Consider the following 18,177-nt stretch of genomic DNA (forward strand, 5'->3'; position numbering starts at 1 on the left):
TTGATTATTTAGAGGAAACCCCTAGACCCAGGAGACAATATATACCTGATATGCGTCATCCTTGGAAACACGATGTACTTATTGACTATGAAGTCCATAGGTTACGTTACGTGTACTCTTTTGATGAAGCGTGTTATACACAGGACAAATTTATGGTGTAGATTTATCTTGATTTTTAATTACGCTTGTGTTTAGTTATTTTTATGACAAATTAATTTGTGCTTGACACAAGCTTGCAAAGTATCCAATATGATCCATTGGAACCGACTCAAATTTCTGCAGGTCTAGGTCACTACAAAGGATCTAGTGCCTTAGCACTTGGTGTAAATCATTTCAAAAATGAATCTACTATGTTCCATATGGGGGCTTCCTTTAATGGACATGGAGATGAAACAATGATGAACGCTAGTGTGACTTGGAAATTCGGTGCTCGTGCTGATGAAACGGCTGTGAAAGATACATTCCGTCAAGGGCCTATCAGCGCATCTTACACATTACAAGATAAGGTATCTGCCTTAGAATCACAAAACAAAATCCAAAAAGACCAATTGAATGAACTACGTGCGACAAATGCTGCTCAAAAAGCAGAAAATGAAGCACAACGTGAAGAATTGGCCTTGATGAAAGCACAAATTGCAGAATTGTTCAAACGCGTGAATGGATAATCTTACTTTGTAAGAACTATCTATGACATGATACGTCACTTGTGACGCTATGTAGCCTTGTGGTGGTATTAACTAAATAAGATAAAGGGAAGAGCACGGCATCCCCCTCTCAAGCGGTATTTCATAATGTTTGTTCGGGGCACACCGTGCTCTTCTTATTTTATAATAGTAATCTTTTTTACGAGAGGCTCTAAATATGGTATGATATAAGATACAGATAATCGATACGATATTCCTACATAAATAATAGGAGGTACCTACTTTGAGTAGTATTTTTGATATCATTGGACCGGTGATGATTGGTCCTTCTAGTTCACATACGGCGGGGGCGGCACGCTTAGGAAAGATGGCGCTGTCTATTTTTCATGAACGTCCTGCAAGTGTTACTATGACGCTCTATGGTTCCTTTGCAAAAACCTACCGTGGTCACGGTACGAACCGTGCGTTAGTGGCGGGCTTACTCGGCATGGATGCAGACGATGCACGCATTCGTGAGTCTTTGGAAATTGCACAGCAAGAGAACTTTCAGTATACATTCATCGGGTCCGAAGTGGATGCAGGTCATCCGAACACGGTGAGGTTCAATATGTATGGAAAAGATGGCAAGCATATGTCTGTGACTGGATCTTCCCTAGGTGGTGGCAGAGTAGCAGTGACCAACATTGATGGCATCGATGTGGACATTACAGGGGAAGAGCATCAAATCATTGCGTTCCACACGGATCAACCTGGCGTGATTGCAGGGGTGACCCATATTTTAGGCCTAGCAGGCATCAACATTTCCAGTATGCGTGTATTCCGCAAACGAAAAGGGTCAGAAGCGGTGATGCTCATTTCTACGGACTCCGATGTAGATGAGATGGCATTACAACAGATTAAGGAAGTGGCGGGCATTTCTTCCGTTATGTATTTTGAACCATTGGAATAGAGGATACTATGAGTTATTTATACGATACCATTGAAGATATTGTACGCCTAGCAGACCGTGAAAGTATTTCCTTTTCCGAAGTGGTTTTGCGGGCAGAAATAGAAAGTACGGGCTCTACAAAAGAGGATGTGCTAACTGAAATACGCCGTCGCATTCAAATTTTCAAAGAATCTGTTCGTGATGGTATAGCAGATACAAGAAAAAGTAAGAGTGGTATGTCTGGAGGTCAGGCGAAACAGTTAGACGAACGGAAACCCGTCTTTTTAAGTGACCTTACATACCGAGCCTTGCGCTATGCTATATCCGTGAATGAAGCCAATGCGAAGATGTTCCGTATCGTCGCATGTCCTACAGCGGGGGCCTGTGGTATTTTACCAGGGGTCATGCAAGCAGTAGGAGAAGTATACCACTGTGATGATACAGCGTATATTAATGGATTTTTAGCCGCCGCTGGTGTTGGTAATGTGGTGACAAACCAAGCTTGTGTAGCGGGTGCTGTGGGTGGTTGTCAAGCCGAAGTCGGTACGGCGGCAGCCATGGCAGCAGCCTGTGCAGTAGCTATGATGGATGGTACTACAGAAGAAGTGGTAACGGCTATGACCTTGTGCATGAAAAATGTACTCGGTTTGGTCTGCGACCCAGTGGCAGGTCTCGTGGAAGTGCCTTGCGTGAAGCGGAATGGGATTTACGCAGTTCATGCGTTGGCATCGGCAGAAATGGCAATGGCAGGCTTGCGTAGTCGTATTCCAGCAGACGAGGTCATCGGAGCTATGGATTCTATTGGGCGAGCGTTACCAGAAGCACTTCGTGAAACCAGTGAAGGCGGTTTAGCACGTACTAAAACGGGAATGGACATTACGAATCGCTTGGCGCATCAGAAATAGAGAGGATGTAGTATGGGGAGTTTAGCATACAGAGAAACAGCTGCCTACCAAGGGGCTGTACGTATTTTGCAGACTTTACAAGCAGCAGAGTATGAGGCGTATATTGTGGGCGGCGCTGTGCGAGATATACAGATGGGGCGCACTCCTCATGACTATGACATTGTCACCTCGGCTATGCCAGAGATGGTCATCGAAGTGCTGCGAAGTTCAGGGTTTACGACGACGAATGTAGTAGGAGCAACTTTTGGAGTGGTGGTGGTATCCTACGGAGAGCATTCGTATGAGGTGGCCACTTATCGGAGTGAACAATATGGTGAGGATAGTCATCGACCAGTGTCTGTACACTATCCATCGACTTTCTCAGAGGATGTGCGGAGACGAGATTTTACAATCAATGGCTTGGCTCTTACTGAAAGTGGGCACATACGGGACGAAGTCGGTGGCTTACAAGATATAGAACATCGCCGTTTATGCACGATTGGTTCTAGTCAAGAGCGCTTTCAAGAAGATGCGTTGCGCATGTTTCGCTTATGTCGGTTTGCTGGACAATTGGGTTTTTCTATCGACCCGAACACATGGGCGGGAATCGAGCCGAACTTGTATCGAGTGGAAGGCTTATCCCTAGAGCGGGTACGTATAGAAGTTGAAAAAATGTTGCTCAGTGACCATGTGGACCTCGGCTTAGATGCGTTGGTGCGCAGTCATTTGAACGACCAATATTGCCAACAAACAACAGGGGGGCAATCTCGGCGGATTCCTATATTGCCGGAGTTAACCCATTTAGTAGACTTACCGCAAGCCCCCGAACATCATCTTCATGATGGATGGCGTCATACCTTAGCCGTCGTACGAGAGGTGGCACCCAATTTAGTGTTGCGGTGGGCTGCGTTACTCCATGATGTGGGGAAAGGCGTAGAAGGTGTTCGAGGCTTTCATAAGGGGCGTATTACGGATCGTAATCATGATCGAGTGGGTGCTCATATGGCACGTGATATATTGACACGGCTAGGCTATGGCAAAGAATTTGTTAATCTTGTGGTATGGCTCGTGGAAAGGCATATGCGCTTTCACTTTTACGTGGCGAATGCATCAGCAGATTTACACACATGGATGCAGAAAGAAGCAAAGGGTGGCGTGTTCCGCGAAACAAAAGAATTAGCGATAGCCATGGATTATTTACAACAATTAGGGGTAGCTGATGTCATCGGTAGTGGGACGAAGGAGGCATCCCCATCGGAAATGTATGGACAACGAATGGTGTCCATGGCGCAGACTATGCCTGTACATACAAAAGATTTACATTATGATAAGGGGTTGCCTTCTATGGTACAACCCTATGTAAAAGAAGTGATGCAAACGGTATTGCAACGTGTGCAAAATGGAGAAATTTTGAATACCCCAGAGGCGTTACAGGAGGCAGGGCTTTCCAAGTATCGTCGACTGAAAGAAAAGGAGTAGTAACCATGACAGTGCAAAAAGCACGGAAACAATTAGATGAGTATGCTTTGCGATGGTTTGCGTTTATATTTGTGATCGCGTCGCTCATCGTATTGCGCTACGGATATATACAGATTGTAGCTAATGATACCTATTCAAAACGGTTTTCTAATCAATTTATTACAGATCGAGTATTGCAATCTCCACGAGGTACTATTTTTGATCGCAATGGCAACCCCTTAGCATTAAGTGTGACCGTTAACTCCGTCAGTGCGGATCCTACGATGATGCGAGTGGTGGCCAAGAAAACGCCGGAAGAGGTAGCAGATGTATTGGCACCGTATGTGCGTATTTCTAGAGAAGAAATTATTAAAAAATTAAATGAAGATACAGCCTTTGTATGGATTGATCGCCTTTTAGATGTGCCGAACTCCAATGGTATAGAAGCAGCTATCAAGGAAGCAAAGTTCAACTTTATTACCTTACATAAAGAGAGCCGCCGCTATTATCCGAATGATACTTTGTTAGCGCAGGTCCTTGGATTTGTAGGATTCAATGAAGATGGCAAAGCGGATGCAGAAGGTAAGGCAGGGCTTGAGGCAGCGTTAGATGATGTGATTCGCAGTAATGAGGTGAAAGTCAGCATTTACAACGATACAGCTGGTCGCCCCGTCTTTGAGTCCGTACAATCTCAGTTTTTACCAGATCAAGAAAAATCGGTGAATCTTACCATTGATACAACGGTGCAGTTTATTGCAGAGCGTGCACTGGATAAAGCGATGGCAGATACAAAGGCTCGCAGTGCAGCCATGATTATTATGGACCCTAAAACAGGGGAAATCTTGGCAATGGCGAACAAAAATCGAGGCATGTCTACGGATGTGAATAAACTGAAACTTGAGGATTATCGGAACAATGCGGTGGTAAGTATTTATGAACCAGGATCTACGTTCAAACCGATTATTGCCGCCTCCGCTCTGGCAGCTGGAAAGTGGCAACTAGATACAGTGTACAATGATACGGGCACCATTCTAATCGATGGGCATACGATAAAAAACTGGGACGGTAAAGGCAGAGGTAAAGTTCGCTTACTAGATATTCTAAAATATTCCCTTAATACGGGCATGGTGTACTTGGGTACGACTACCGGTGGAGATATTTTGACAGATTATGTCAAACGATTTGGGTTTGGTAAAGCCACAGGCATTGAACTACCGGCTGAGGGGGATGGTATCCTTTTTGATCCGAAGACGATGAGTAAACTAGATACGGCGACTATGTCCATCGGACAAGGGAGTGCGGTAACACCATTGCAAATGGTACAAGCCTATGGGGCCTTGGCAAATGGGGGCAAAATGATGAAACCTCATATTATTAAATCCATCGTGAACCCAGATGGAACGATTTATAAAGAGGCACAAGATGTGGAGCAAGGTCAACCGATACCTGAAAGTATTGCCAAACAGATTACGGATATTTTAGAGAAAGAAGTCTCCGAAGGTGGTGGACATAAGGCGTATGTAGAAGGCTATCAATTTGCTGGTAAAACTGGTACGGCGCAAAAACTAGATGCTGAACATGGAGGCTATTTGAACGGTCGTTATATTGCGTCCTTTATTGGTTATGGACCGGTAGAAGATGCCCAATTTGTAGCATTAGTTGTGATTGATGATCCAGCAGGTACTTACTATGGTAGTCAAATTGTGGCTCCTGTATTCCAAGATGTGATGTCACAATTAGTGCGGTACTATAAGCTTTCACCAACTCGTAGTAAACACAATGACAAAGATAAGGCAAAAGGTGGAACTAATGTATTAGCAGTACATCGTAATAAAGATGGATCTGTGATTGTGCCAAATTTTGTGGGACATGCCTATGGGGAGGTTCGCGATTGGGTTCATGAAGCTGGATTAACGTTCAAACCAACCGGTACAGGCTATGCCATTTCGCAAGATGAGGGCGTGGGCAGTACCTTGGAACAAGGTGAATCGATTACCGTTCATTTTAGTCGGTAAGATTCGTAGGCTGTGTAGGTACATAGAGATAGATATGACATAGGGATACACTATGAGATTATGAATGTGAGGATATCATGATAGAATTATTAGGAAAACCAGTAGCACAGGCTCGTAAGGCTGTGCTACTGGAGAAGATGCAAGTACTAGTGGACCAAGGTGTAACGATCACTCTAGGTATTTTATTAGTGGGTGATGATGGTGCAGCCAAAATGTATGCTACGTTCATGGAAAAAGTGGCGAAAGGGGCAAACTTTGGCACTGAGTTAGTAGAATTGCCAGAAACTGCTACGCAAGAAGAGGTAGAGGTGGTGATTCATAGATTCAATACAGATGAACGTATCTATGGTGTTTTGCCATTGATGCCAATGCCAAAACACATTGACAGTGAAGCGGTGATTGGTGGATTAGACCCAGCAAAAGATATTGATGGGTTAACGACCTATAACATTGGATTGGTTAGCTCTGGTAAAGGTGGCTACGTGCCATGTACACCGAAAGCGTGCATGGCGATAATCGACCATTATGGCATTGAACTAGCAGGCAAAAAAGTGGTTGTTCTAGGCCGTAGCCAAGTGGTGGGTAAACCAGTGGCATTGTTGGCACTAGAACGTAATGCGACAGTGACAATTTGCCATTCTAACACACAAAACTTAGCAGCTGAATTAGCACAGGCAGATGTGGTTATTGCGGCGGTTGGTAGAGCACATATGGTGCATGGCTCTATGCTGAAAGAGGGCTGTGTGGTGATCGATGTAGGTATTAACGACCTAGAGGGACAAACCGTAGGGGATGTGGACTTCGCCTCTGCCAGTGAGGTGGCGTCTGCCATCACTCCTGTGCCAGGTGGCGTTGGGTCTGTGACGACTACTATGATGTTAGAAGGATTATACGAGGCGTACTATGCACGAAATGGCCATCGCTGAGGGAATTATGGATGTGGCGCTAGATACTTTGAAAGCTAACGAAGGCACCATCATTCATGCTATACAAGTACAGATTGGTGTCCTATCTGGGGTAGAACCAGATGCCTTACACTTTTGTTTTGATGCGGTGACGCAAGGGACACCAGCACAAGGGGCTAAGCTAGACATAGAAACGATTCCTATGAAAGGACGTTGTTTAGATTGCTATCAAGAATTTTCAATGGAACAGTATCGTCATGTATGCCCACACTGTGAAAGCTTTGCCGTAGAAGAATTACAAGGCAGAGAATTGCGTGTGGCATCTATTGATATGGATTAAAGGAGTACTATGGAAGTACAAGTAATGACAAATGTATTGGCAAAAAATGATGCCATTGCAGAAATACTACAACAACAATTTAAAGATAAACATATTTTGGTGATGAACTTATTGGGCTCTCCAGGGGCAGGCAAAACTTCCCTATTAGAGGCCACGTTGCAAACCTTGTCTAAGGACTATCGCATTGCGGTTATCGAAGGTGATTTATTTACCGATAAAGATGCGGAGCGCATTCATGCTACCGGGGTACCAGTGATTCAGATTAATACGGTAGGTGGCTGCCATTTAGATGCGAATATGATCCGGGAGGCCATAGGTGAACTAGATTTGGACGCGTTGGACTTAATCATCATTGAAAATGTAGGTAACTTAGTGTGTCCGGCAGAATTTTTCATCGGTGAAGATATGAAAGTCACAGTCCTTTCTATCACTGAAGGGGAAGATAAACCACTCAAATATCCATTGATTTTCAAAGAATCTTCGGCAGTTCTATTAAACAAAGTTGATTTATTACCGTATGTACCATTTAAGATGGATGAGGCGATTCGAGATATTAACTCCCTGCAACCAGGTGTGCCAATTTTCCAAGTGAGCTGTACGCAGGCAGAAGGGCTTTTACCATGGATTACTTGGGTGAAAGAACAACTAGAGGAGCGACGTAACCATGAAAACTAATTGGAAAGTTACCCTAGCAGCTATGGCAGTAGTAGGTATGTTGGGAGTACAGCCGCAGATTGTGCTAGGACAAGATACTAGTGGAAATACTGTCAACAAACAGGTAGAGTCTGTTGTTACTAAACAAGATGGCAGTGGACATGCCGTAAGTAAGACGGTTGACTCGATGGCCAAGGAGAAAGGCTCGGATGAAAAGAATGTAGCAACAGCAGATGCTGCGGAAGGAAAAACTGTATTAGAGACAAAGCATAATGGCACCACTGTACTACGGAAGGTGTCCCTAGGGACATCGACCTTTACTGTAACACCAGAACAGGTGGCAGAAGAGTTGGCGTTGCGTAAGTTCTTACAAGAGAAAAAAGCATCTTTTGTAGAAGGGGAAGAAGAAAACTTAGCATTAGTAGGCACTTCTTATACGGCGAATCGTATACCACAACTTGTTATTACTGATGCATTTGTTAAAGAACTCGAAGCAGAGGCGAAAGCACGTATAGAAGCAAAACAACATGAACCTTGGGCATTTCCAGATGTGGATGTGATGAAAGAAAAACTAGAGGCCATTGATAAGAAGAAAGCCGTTGATACCCATGTTAGTGATACAGTAGATGAGAATGATGTTGATGGGGTAGGTGATTTTGTAGAGACGGAGTCTGAAGATACTGCGGAAAGTAAGATAGAAACCGATACATCTGAGGAAGCTAAGGCACAGAAACATAATGACGCTAACAATACAGCAGAGCATACAGATTCTGGTAAGGCTAAGAAACTTGCAGGAGAGGTGAAAGATACAAAAGATATACATGATCGGAAACAACCTAAAACTCCTACATATCCTATCGACCTATTATGGACAGATAAACCGACTATCTTCTTGCATGAAGATGTACATGTAGGCGCTACACGTGGGGAAGTGCTCTTTGCTTGGGGTGCACCACAGGCTATGTGGCGTAATAACAAAGATGGTTCATTGCTATGGCTATATATAGGTGAACTTGGTAAAGAAAAAACTATAACAAAAAACAAAAAAAGTTCTATGCAAAAGGAGGAGTTTTCACAGTTGGTGAAGAACTCTTATACTAGTGACTCTTTAGCAGGTTCTAACAGTTCTGTGGGTTATGTGTGGCTTTCATTGAAAGATGGGAAAGTGACACATTTGGGAATGATTACGGGTCAAGACTGGCCTCGTTTTGCTATACCAGCCACTACATTAGAAACGTTTAAGCCCAATACAATGACAGAGTCAGATTTCTCTTTGATGGGTTACCGATTAGGTGACACATTTACCAATGATCCTAATCGATCTTGGGAAGAAAGAGGAAAGCTGTACGGTCAGGAATTTTTAGGGTATAAGGATGTAGTTATCGCATATAACAAGGAACACGAAATCACTCGTGTCATGATCAACTCATCGCTTGGTACGACGAAACGCGGCATTTCATTGGGAGATTCTAAATACTTACTGCTCTATCTCTACGGAGTGCCAGATTTTGAAGAACCTGCTAATCAGCATGATAACACTAAAGGAGTAGTGTATGGCTATCGCCATCCGGTGCTAGAACATACTTACCTATTGTTTACATTAGATGACAAATTTATTAGAGAAATATTGTTGTCAACTCAAAAGAAAAGCGAACTTGTTTCGTCTATGAAGTCTATGGCGTTGTGATAACGTCATTTATGCAAAAGGAAGAGCACGGCATACCCCCTCACAAACGGTATTTCATAATGTTTGTTCGGGGGCACGCCGTGCTCTTCTTGTGTTTGTGTGATTTGGTCAGTAAGGGAACGCCACAAGGCTGCTACGCAAAATTGCGTCGCTTGGGGGAGGGAAGACCGCAATACACCCCCTCAGAAACGGCATTTCATGATGTTTGTTCGGAGCACGCGGTGCTCTTCTTGTGTTTGTGTGATTTAGTCAGTTAGGGAACGCCACAAGGCTACTACACAAAATTGCGTCGCTTGGGGGAAGGAAGAGCACGGTATACTCCTCACAAACGGTATTTCATAATGTTTGTTCGGAGCACACCGTGCTCTTCTTACGTTTGGTATGTGCTAATCATAGCACTTTTAGACTTACTATATAAGTAATGAAAAAGCCTAACGGATAAGGTCAAGTACACCTTAGCACGTTAGGCTTCATCAGATTTTAAAGCTATTTGAGATGAGCCTAACGCCGATCAAACGTTGATGGCGCTTCTTTTTTTTGTATGTCCAGTATACTATATTTTACAATGAAAAACTACTACATATGCATCTTGAATTTGCAGCTTGAATTGGGGGGGTAAGTTTCTAAAAAGTTATTTGACACAATGTAATTTGAATGGTATTATACATCAGTATTTCATATGTAATTAGTAGGTGAATAGAATGGATGGTAAGGGAGGTAAGTGTATGAATAGTAAGTCGATAGCAGCTATTGCGATGACCGCTGTGCTGGCTATAGAGTATGGAACTGTGCAAGCAATAGGACAGGGGTCCTATGCTTCGTATGGGATACAGCTCGGGAGTGAGTACTCTGTCGGAGTAGGGGAATTTCAGATTTATGGTGATAATGCAGTAGTGGTGGGGACAGTATCTGCACAAGCGAATGATAAGGGTACATCTATTGGACCGTATGCAGGAGGAAGTAGTGATGACGGGTCTACTAATCTTGGATATAATGCATTGGGTCGTGCTTTCAACACGATAGCATTGGGAAGATTGACTGTATTATATGGAAATCAATCGATGGGTATTGGGTATAAGACACGTGCTTTCTTTGGTGTTGAAAATGGTATAGCCATTGGTGAATCGTCAAGGGCGAGTGAAACTAATTCTGTTGCACTAGGGTCTCAAACAGTATCTAACCGTGATGAGGGTGTAGTGGGATACGATCCTTTGAATATAGCTGTTATAAAAGATCCCGCGAAAGGTAGCTTACAGCTACCTACTGCATTACAAGCGGAAATAGCAACTAAAGAAGCAGAATATAAAGTTTTGCAAGGAGAATATGAAACTATTCGAGGGGACATATATAAATTATCTGAAAAAAGAGCAGCATTAATAGGTGAATTAACACGGGGTGAAGTGACAGATCAAGAGGAATTAAATGCTATAAGGACTCAATCGCAAGAAAAATATGATTTATTAAAGAAAAAAGGTGCAGAGCTATCGAATAAGAAAGCAGAAATGAATCAGATAGCGGGTACTTGGCGGTCTGGACAAGGCGCTATATCTATTGGCAATTCTGAAAAAGGGGATACAAGACAGCTCATAGGGTTAGCAGCTGGATCAGAAGATACTGATGGTATTAATGTGGCACAACTAAAATCGTTAGATTTGGCGGCTCATCGTGCATTGGATAGGACGATTGGACAGTTGAGGAATGAGGCGAGACAGGGAAATACGATGACGGCTGCTCTTGCTGTACTAAAACCAGTCGCTTATAAAGTAAATGAACCAACGCAAGTGTTAGCAGGTGTAGGACAATATGCAGGTCATAGTGGCTATGCTTTGGGTGTCGCTCATTATAGGAATGAAAGAATGATGGTGAATGCAGGAGCAGCACTTTCAGGAAATCAATTGGTGTATAATGCGGGTGCTACGTTACGATTAGGTAAAAAGGGGGCATCCTTAGCCGCGGATAGAACTCATCTATCAATAGACAGCTTATTTGCAGCATTACAACGAGAGCAAACTAGAAACCAACGTCAAAAACAAGTACTACGAGAGTTGGAACTAGAAAATCAACAGTTGCACCAAGATGTGGAGCAACTAAAACAAATGGCAAGACAATCAATGTATGGTGAAAGATAGGATGAAGTGAGGTAAGTAATGAAAAGACATTGTGTGGTACCTTTGATACTAGCTAGTATTTTGGCAACAGGTTTAGGAAGTGTGCAAGCAGCGGGTAATGGTTCTTATGAAGCTGGTGGAGGTAATGCTTCTGGAGATAATTCTGTAGCGATAGGGGCGTCAGCGTCGAGTGCTGGACAGGATTCTGTGTCCATAGGCGCTGGGGCAACTTCTGCAAAGGAGGAAGGCGTAGCAATCGGTAGAGACGCACGAAGTGATAAAGCAGGTGCTATCAGTATGGGATATAAAGCACAGGCTATGGGCGAAAATGCTCTGGCATTGGGACGAGAGGCTCAAGCGCACGGAGAAAACGGTTCTATTAGTATAGGTGTTGAAGCGATTACTGGGGATGGCAGCAGTGGCTCGGTAGCTATTGGTACCTCGGCTAAAACAGAGGCTGCGGATAGTGTGGCGCTAGGATCGTATACATTAGGGAACCGAAATAAAGGTACTTTAGGATATGATCCGTCTGAAGAGTTTGTAGTAAAAGGTGCTAATGGGACAGTACAGTTGAATTCTAATTTACAGACTCAATTTGAGGCAAAGGATGCGGAATATAAGGCGTTACAAAAAGAAATTGTGGCGATTCAGACTGAAGTTAATACGCTATTAGAGAAACAAAAAGAATTGATAGACGCTAATAAAACGACAGAATTAGAAACTGTAAATGCAAAAATACAAGAGAAAAATGTTAAGCTATTTAAGAAGAATATAGAGCTATCTGAAAAAGAGAAAGAAAAAAATAAAGTTTTAGGTGCTTGGAATGGATTAAGAGGTGCTGTATCTATTGGTAACTCGGAAACAGGAGATACAAGACAGTTGATAGGTCTAGCAGCGGGCTCTGAAGATACGGATGGTGTCAATGTAGCTCAACTAAAATCCTTGGAAACAGCTACCTACAAAGCGATTGATGCAGCGGCTAAAGGATTGCGTGGTGAAATTCATCGAGGGAATGCAATGACAGCAGCCTTAGCAGCCCTAAAACCTATCCAATATAAAGTGGATGAACCAACACAAGTAATGGTAGGTATAGGTAAGCAGGAAGAAAAAATGGGCTATGCCCTAGGCGTGGCACACTATACCAATGAAAGAACGATGTTCAATGCAGGGGCGGCTTTCTCAGATGGTCAAATGATCTATAACTTGGGTGCTACACTTCGCTTTGGTAAGGGTGGTAAAGGTGCTGGTGCCTTTGGGGACAATGCATCCCTTTCTGTATTAGCTGATGCGTTACAAGAAGAAAAACAACAAAATGATCGTCAAGAACAGTCTATCGTTAAGTTGCAATCGGACAATCAGCAACTACGAAGTGATATAGAAATGTTGAAACAACTTGTTTCGGCTAAGAAATAGGTGGCGTTCTTAGCTTGATATTGGGCAAAGGGAAGAGCACGACATATTCCTCCGCAAACTGATACAGTGGTTAGGTTTGCTCCGGAACATGTCGTGCTCTTCTTATGTTTGCAAATGTGAGTAAAAAGAACGCCATCCTATTTTTATCCAGAATGGCGTTTTGGGGGAAGGAGCACGCCGTGCTCTTCTTGTGTTTGTGTGATTTGGTCAGTACGAGAAAGCCACAAGGCTACTATTCAAAATGGCGTTCTTGGGGGAAAGGAAGACCGCAATACACCCCTCAGAAACGGCATTTCATGATGTTTCTTCGGAGGTATATTGCGGTCTTCTTGTTGCTGGCATAGGTAAGCGATACAGAACGCCATCGTAGACCATATTTTACAATAAAAAACTACTATAGAATGTATCTTGAATTTGCAACTTGAATTGGGGGGGGGTAAGTTTCTAAATGGGCATTGGACTGACTAATAGAATATAATATATAATGAAATTTAATATTCATAGTAAATTATTATACTTTTATACAATAGGAGAGGTGCTATATGAAACATAAAGCCACGTTAAGTGTATTAATAGCTAGTGCGTTGACTGCTAGTTATATGGGTGTCAATGCAATGCCAGGACCTGGTTCGTATGAGGCTGGTGATGGGGCGAGTGCAAGTGGTCAAAACTCGGTAGCTGTTGGTTCAAGTGCAACAGGAAATCAGGATGAAGTAGTTGCTATAGGGGCAGGAGCTAATGCAACAAAGGTACAATCAGTGGTTGTTGGTCGTAATGCGGTAGCCATGCAGGAAGGCGCAGTTGGTATTGGATATACTTCTAAAGCAGGTACTAAATCTGTTGCGGTAGGTTTCAATGCAGAAGCACCGGGTCCGAATTCGGTATCGGTGGGCAATAAGGCTCTTTCATTGAGTGCTCATACAGTGTCTGTAGGTAATGAATCAAGAGCGTTGAAAGAAGGTTCCATTGCCATAGGTTCTGAAGCTAAGGTTGGTGGATTTGCAAATGAAGGTGGTACTAACTCTATTGCTGTGGGACGTCAATCAAAAGCGGTAGGAGATGCTGCTGTTGCTATTGGTAATGGAGCTACGTCCAATATATTGAATGGAATAGCTATTGGTAATGGTGCTGGTAATAATGCTAATGATAAGCCTAGTAGTGGTACTAGTGCAGGCAGTATATTTATTGGTATGCAAGCAGGGCAAAATACGACAGGTAATATCAATGCTTTTATAGGCAGTGGAGCAGGTTCAAATACAACTGGATCAAATAACATTGCCTTTGGTAATGGTGCGGGAACATCTGTAACAGGTGATCATACTATTTCCATAGGTTTTAATGCATCTAAATCTTTAAGTGGACTCAATAATATCTCTATTGGTCAAAGTGCAGGGATATTTGTGAAGGGCACAAGTAACATAACTATAGGTTCAAATGCAAATAGTTTTAAGAAAGAAACCCCTATAAGCTATGGAGTGGCCTTGGGTACAGAGAGTGAGACTCTTGGTGATAGAACGGTAGCATTGGGGGCAGCAGCAAAAGCAAAGTCAATCGGTGCCACTGCTGTAGGTATGGCTGCAGAATCAAATAATGGGTTTGCTACAGCTCTTGGTTATCATGCTGTTGCAGATGGTGGACATTCTATTGCGATAGGTTTAAACTCTCATGCTGTAGCTGGGTACTCCGTAGCCCATGGTTCCTGGGCTGAAAGTAATGGTAAATTTGGGACAGCTATTGGATATGATGCACATGCTAATGGTGAGAGAAGTGTTGCCTTAGGAAAAACTGCAATTGCAGAAGCTAATGATTCTGTTGCGTTAGGGGCTAATGCAACAAGTGATCGTAATGCTGAGGTGATTGGGTATGATCCATCCGAAACTACAGTTGTAAAAGGAATAGATGATGCGTTACAGTTGAATGCTGCTCTACAAGCACAATTTGATGCAAAGGACGCAGAATATAAAGCATTACAAAAAGAAGCTGAAGCCATTCAAACGGAACGCAATACACTATTAGAAAGACAAAAAGAGTTAAAGGAAGCTAATAATACGACAGAATTAGAAGCTGTCAAAACGCAATTAGCAGATAATAAAACTCGTTTAGATGCGAAAAATAAAGAAGTGTCTGACAAAGAAATAGAAATTAATAAACTCGTAGGAACTTGGAAGGCAAGAAAAGGTGCGGTGTCTGTTGGTAATTCTGCACGCGGCGAAACTCGTCAAATTATCAATGTAGCAGCAGGCACGGAAGATACAGATGCGGTAAATGTGGCGCAATTGAAAGCTGTGACGAATGGCGGCTTTACAGTGTCTACAAATTCTTACGATGCTACGGATGAAACAACGAAAACGAGTACGAAAACTACTCTTATTAAAACTAAAATTGGTGGCATTTTACCTATTGAAGGAAAAGCAAGTACTGTCTATGGATCTACCTCTGCTCCAGCTGCGAATTATTCCTCCGATAATTTGATTACCTATGCGGATGCGGGTACAGTACGTATTGGTATGCTGAAATCACCGACTTTCACAAGCGTATCCATTGGTGATACGAACCCAATTACCTTGGCGAATGACAATGGTAAACTTACTGTTGGTGGTAGCGAAGTCGTGACAAAAGGCAATATCACTACTATCATCAATAACTTGTATGAGTTTAGTAATGGCCTTACAACTGAAAGTAAAGATGGCAAAACCATTGTTAAATTGGACAAAGAAACGCTCAAAAATGATGCGGCTTTCAAAGGACCAAAAGGAGACACAGGCGCCGATGGTAAATCTGCCTTAGACGTATGGAAATCTATTCCAGGTAACGAAACTAAAACCGCTGCAGATTTTGCAACAGCTATCAAAGGTGAAAAAGGTGAAAAAGGTGAAACTGGAGCAACTGGCGCTGATGGTAAATCTGCCTTAGACGTATGGAAATCCATCCCTGGTAACGAAACTAAAACCGCTACAGATTTCGCAACAGCTATCAAAGGTGAAAAAGGCGAAAAAGGTGATGATGGTAAATCTGCCTTAGACGTATGGAAATCTATTCCAGGTAACGAAACTAAAACCGCTACAGATTTCGCAACAGCAATCAAAGGTGAAAAAGGCGATAAGGGCGACAAAGGCGACCCAGGCAAATTACCAGACTTTATTTCTATCGTAGATTCTAAAGGTAATGCTACACCAGGTAGCGCTAATGCTGGTACAGGAACAACACCAGGTGGTACGAATCCTGGTACGGGATCCATACCAAATGTAGGACCTAATGGTGGTTCAAACGCAAATACCAATGCTACCATTACAATTTCCAATGGTAACGATGTTTCCAATCCTACGCCTACGATTACTTTCAAAAAGGATGACAAAGGCAATGGTACTGGTGTGATTACAGGCCTTAAAACACCAGATGGAACAGATGCAACGGCAGCTACGAATGTGGAGTATGTGACAAATGCGATTAAAACGTCGAATCACAATGTGGATACAGCGTTGCGTCGTTTGAATGATGTTATTGGTGAAGTGCGTGATGAAGGCCGTTCTGGTAATGCCATGAATGCGGCGCTTGCTGCCTTAAAACCATTGGATTATAAAGAACATGAACATACGCAAGTGATGGCTGGCGTTGGTCACTATGAGGACAAAACTGGCTTTGCCTTGGGTGTAGCACATTTCACAAATGAAAGAACTATGTTCAATGCGGGTGTTGCTCTTTCGGGAAATAAACAGATGTATAATGCAGGGGCTACTTTCAGATTCGGATCTAGTAGTGACGAAGTGGAAACGGTTCCTAAAACTGAATTAGAAATGCTTCGCGCTGAACTAGAACGCGAGAAGGCTAGAAATGCAGAACAAGAAGCTGCTATTGAAATGTTAAAACAACTTGTTTTGGCTAAGAAATAGGTCGTCACTTATTACGCTATGTAGCCTGTGGCGTTCGTAACTAAATATGATAAAAGGAAGAGCACGGCATACTCCTCACAAACGGTATTTCATAATGTTTGTTCGGAGCACGCCGTGCTCTTCTTGCGTTTGTGAGATGTAGTCAATCAGGGAACGCCACAAGGCTACTACTCGTAACTGCATTCCTAAGTGGGGAGGAGCACGCCGTGCTCTTATTGTGTTTGTGAGATGTAGTCAATCAGGGAACGTCACAAGGCTGCTACTCGTAATTGCATTCCTAAGTGGGGAGGAGCATGCTGTGCTCTTCTTGTGTTTGTGGAATTGGGTCAGTAAGGGGACGCCAGAAGGTTACTATTCGTAACTGCATTCCTTAGGTATAGGAAAATTTTACGAAGCATTTCTACAAAACGTTTATAATTTTTTTGTAAAATGCTTGCATTAGAAATAATAGATATGGTATTATATACAGGTAGCCAAGAGCGACACTACTGAGTAAAAAAGTTCTTGACAAACTACATAAGAGCATATATAATGATATATGTAATGTGCTGGCGTAGCTCAATCGGTAGAGCAGCTGACTTGTAATCAGCAGGTTGTGGGTTCAATTCCTATCGCCAGCTCCATTTTTTTGGAGGGATTCCCGAGCGGCCAAAGGGAGCAGACTGTAAATCTGCCGTCTTCGACTTCGAAGGTTCGAATCCTTCTCCCTCCACCATTTTCATCGCGGGGTGGAGCAGTTGGTAGCTCGTCGGGCTCATAACCCGAAGGTCGCAGGTTCAAGTCCTGTCCCCGCAACCATGTTAATTCGTTAGTGATTGAATGTGCTGGTGTAGCTCAGTCGGCAGAGCGTATCCTTGGTAAGGATAAGGTCACCGGTTCAATCCCGGTCACTAGCTCCATATACTTGGCGGCATAGCTCAGTTGGCTAGAGCAATCGGTTCATACCCGGTGTGTCCGCGGTTCAAATCCGTGTGCCGCCACCAATAACCTCACTTAGGTGGGGATTTTTTATGGCTAACATTCGGAATAAATATTGGGGATGCTCTTATATGAGCATCCTCAACTTTTATTATAGAAATTCTATATGTCTGTGAACAATATTTCGTTTGTATTACGCTTCGCATAGATAAGTCTGCGAACTTCCATGGTATCATCGATAACTACATAAAAAATAGGCTCTTTGTCAAATGTGGGGGCTACTCATATAAAAAGTTCTTAGCGCTAGCTATTTAAATAGCTAGTGCTATTCTT

At 43.0% G+C, this 18,177-nt stretch carries 12 protein-coding genes and 5 tRNA genes; all 17 read left to right on the forward strand.

Annotated elements, in window-relative coordinates:
* Positions 1 to 218: 218 nt before the first annotated feature.
* The 17 genes from EO117_RS08215 (at position 219) to EO117_RS08295 (ending at position 17,909) form a co-directional block, all read left to right on the forward strand.
* On the forward strand, positions 219 to 665 hold the full coding sequence (locus EO117_RS08215; protein ID WP_126939984.1) for a YadA C-terminal domain-containing protein: 447 nt from the start codon (positions 219 to 221) through the stop codon (positions 663 to 665).
* A 262-nt stretch (positions 666 to 927) separates the two neighbouring features.
* Entirely contained in the window at positions 928 to 1,593 is a 666-nt protein-coding gene (gene sdaAB, locus EO117_RS08220; protein ID WP_126939985.1) for an L-serine ammonia-lyase, iron-sulfur-dependent subunit beta, read from the forward strand.
* An 8-nt stretch (positions 1,594 to 1,601) separates the two neighbouring features.
* A complete protein-coding gene (sdaAA, locus tag EO117_RS08225; RefSeq protein WP_126939986.1) occupies positions 1,602 to 2,477 on the forward strand; it encodes an L-serine ammonia-lyase, iron-sulfur-dependent, subunit alpha in 876 nt (291 codons plus the stop codon).
* 12 nt (positions 2,478 to 2,489) lie between these two features.
* Positions 2,490 to 3,935 (forward strand): CCA tRNA nucleotidyltransferase, encoded by a 1,446-nt coding sequence (locus EO117_RS08230; protein WP_126939987.1) that lies wholly within the window; start codon positions 2,490 to 2,492, stop codon positions 3,933 to 3,935.
* A gap of 5 nt (positions 3,936 to 3,940) precedes the next feature.
* Positions 3,941 to 5,929, forward strand: a complete 1,989-nt coding sequence (locus tag EO117_RS08235) for a penicillin-binding transpeptidase domain-containing protein (protein WP_126939988.1) — start codon at positions 3,941 to 3,943, stop codon at positions 5,927 to 5,929.
* Between the two features lie 77 nt (positions 5,930 to 6,006).
* Complete coding sequence (locus EO117_RS08240; protein ID WP_126939989.1) at positions 6,007 to 6,855, forward strand: bifunctional 5,10-methylenetetrahydrofolate dehydrogenase/5,10-methenyltetrahydrofolate cyclohydrolase; 849 nt, start codon at positions 6,007 to 6,009, stop codon at positions 6,853 to 6,855.
* Positions 6,833 to 7,174, forward strand: a complete 342-nt coding sequence (gene hypA / locus EO117_RS08245) for a hydrogenase maturation nickel metallochaperone HypA (RefSeq protein WP_126939990.1) — start codon at positions 6,833 to 6,835, stop codon at positions 7,172 to 7,174. Before EO117_RS08240 ends, hypA begins: the two co-directional genes overlap by 23 nt.
* A gap of 9 nt (positions 7,175 to 7,183) precedes the next feature.
* Positions 7,184 to 7,849 carry a hydrogenase nickel incorporation protein HypB gene (gene hypB, locus EO117_RS08250; RefSeq protein ID WP_126939991.1) on the forward strand — a complete coding sequence of 222 codons (666 nt, stop codon included), beginning with the start codon at positions 7,184 to 7,186 and terminating at the stop codon, positions 7,847 to 7,849.
* Positions 7,839 to 9,515 (forward strand): hypothetical protein, encoded by a 1,677-nt coding sequence (locus EO117_RS08255; RefSeq protein WP_126939992.1) that lies wholly within the window; start codon positions 7,839 to 7,841, stop codon positions 9,513 to 9,515. Before hypB ends, EO117_RS08255 begins: the two co-directional genes overlap by 11 nt.
* A gap of 725 nt (positions 9,516 to 10,240) precedes the next feature.
* Positions 10,241 to 11,644, forward strand: coding sequence for a YadA-like family protein (locus EO117_RS08260; protein WP_164727552.1), 1,404 nt, complete (start codon positions 10,241 to 10,243; stop codon positions 11,642 to 11,644).
* Positions 11,645 to 11,662: 18 nt separating this feature from the next.
* Positions 11,663 to 13,036, forward strand: coding sequence for a YadA-like family protein (locus tag EO117_RS08265; RefSeq protein WP_126939994.1), 1,374 nt, complete (start codon positions 11,663 to 11,665; stop codon positions 13,034 to 13,036).
* Between the two features lie 542 nt (positions 13,037 to 13,578).
* Entirely contained in the window at positions 13,579 to 16,926 is a 3,348-nt protein-coding gene (locus EO117_RS08270; RefSeq protein ID WP_126939995.1) for a YadA-like family protein, read from the forward strand.
* Between the two features lie 547 nt (positions 16,927 to 17,473).
* Positions 17,474 to 17,549 (forward strand) — tRNA-Thr (locus EO117_RS08275).
* Positions 17,550 to 17,556: 7 nt separating this feature from the next.
* Positions 17,557 to 17,641, forward strand: a tRNA-Tyr gene (locus EO117_RS08280).
* 7 nt (positions 17,642 to 17,648) lie between these two features.
* Positions 17,649 to 17,724, forward strand: a tRNA-Met gene (locus tag EO117_RS08285).
* Between the two features lie 25 nt (positions 17,725 to 17,749).
* Positions 17,750 to 17,825, forward strand: a tRNA-Thr gene (locus EO117_RS08290).
* 7 nt (positions 17,826 to 17,832) lie between these two features.
* Positions 17,833 to 17,909, forward strand: a tRNA-Met gene (locus EO117_RS08295).
* Positions 17,910 to 18,177: the final 268 nt, after the last annotated feature.

It is taken from the genome of Veillonella sp. VA142 (assembly GCF_003992135.1).
In the GTDB taxonomy this organism is placed as follows: Bacteria; Bacillota; Negativicutes; order Veillonellales; family Veillonellaceae; genus F0422.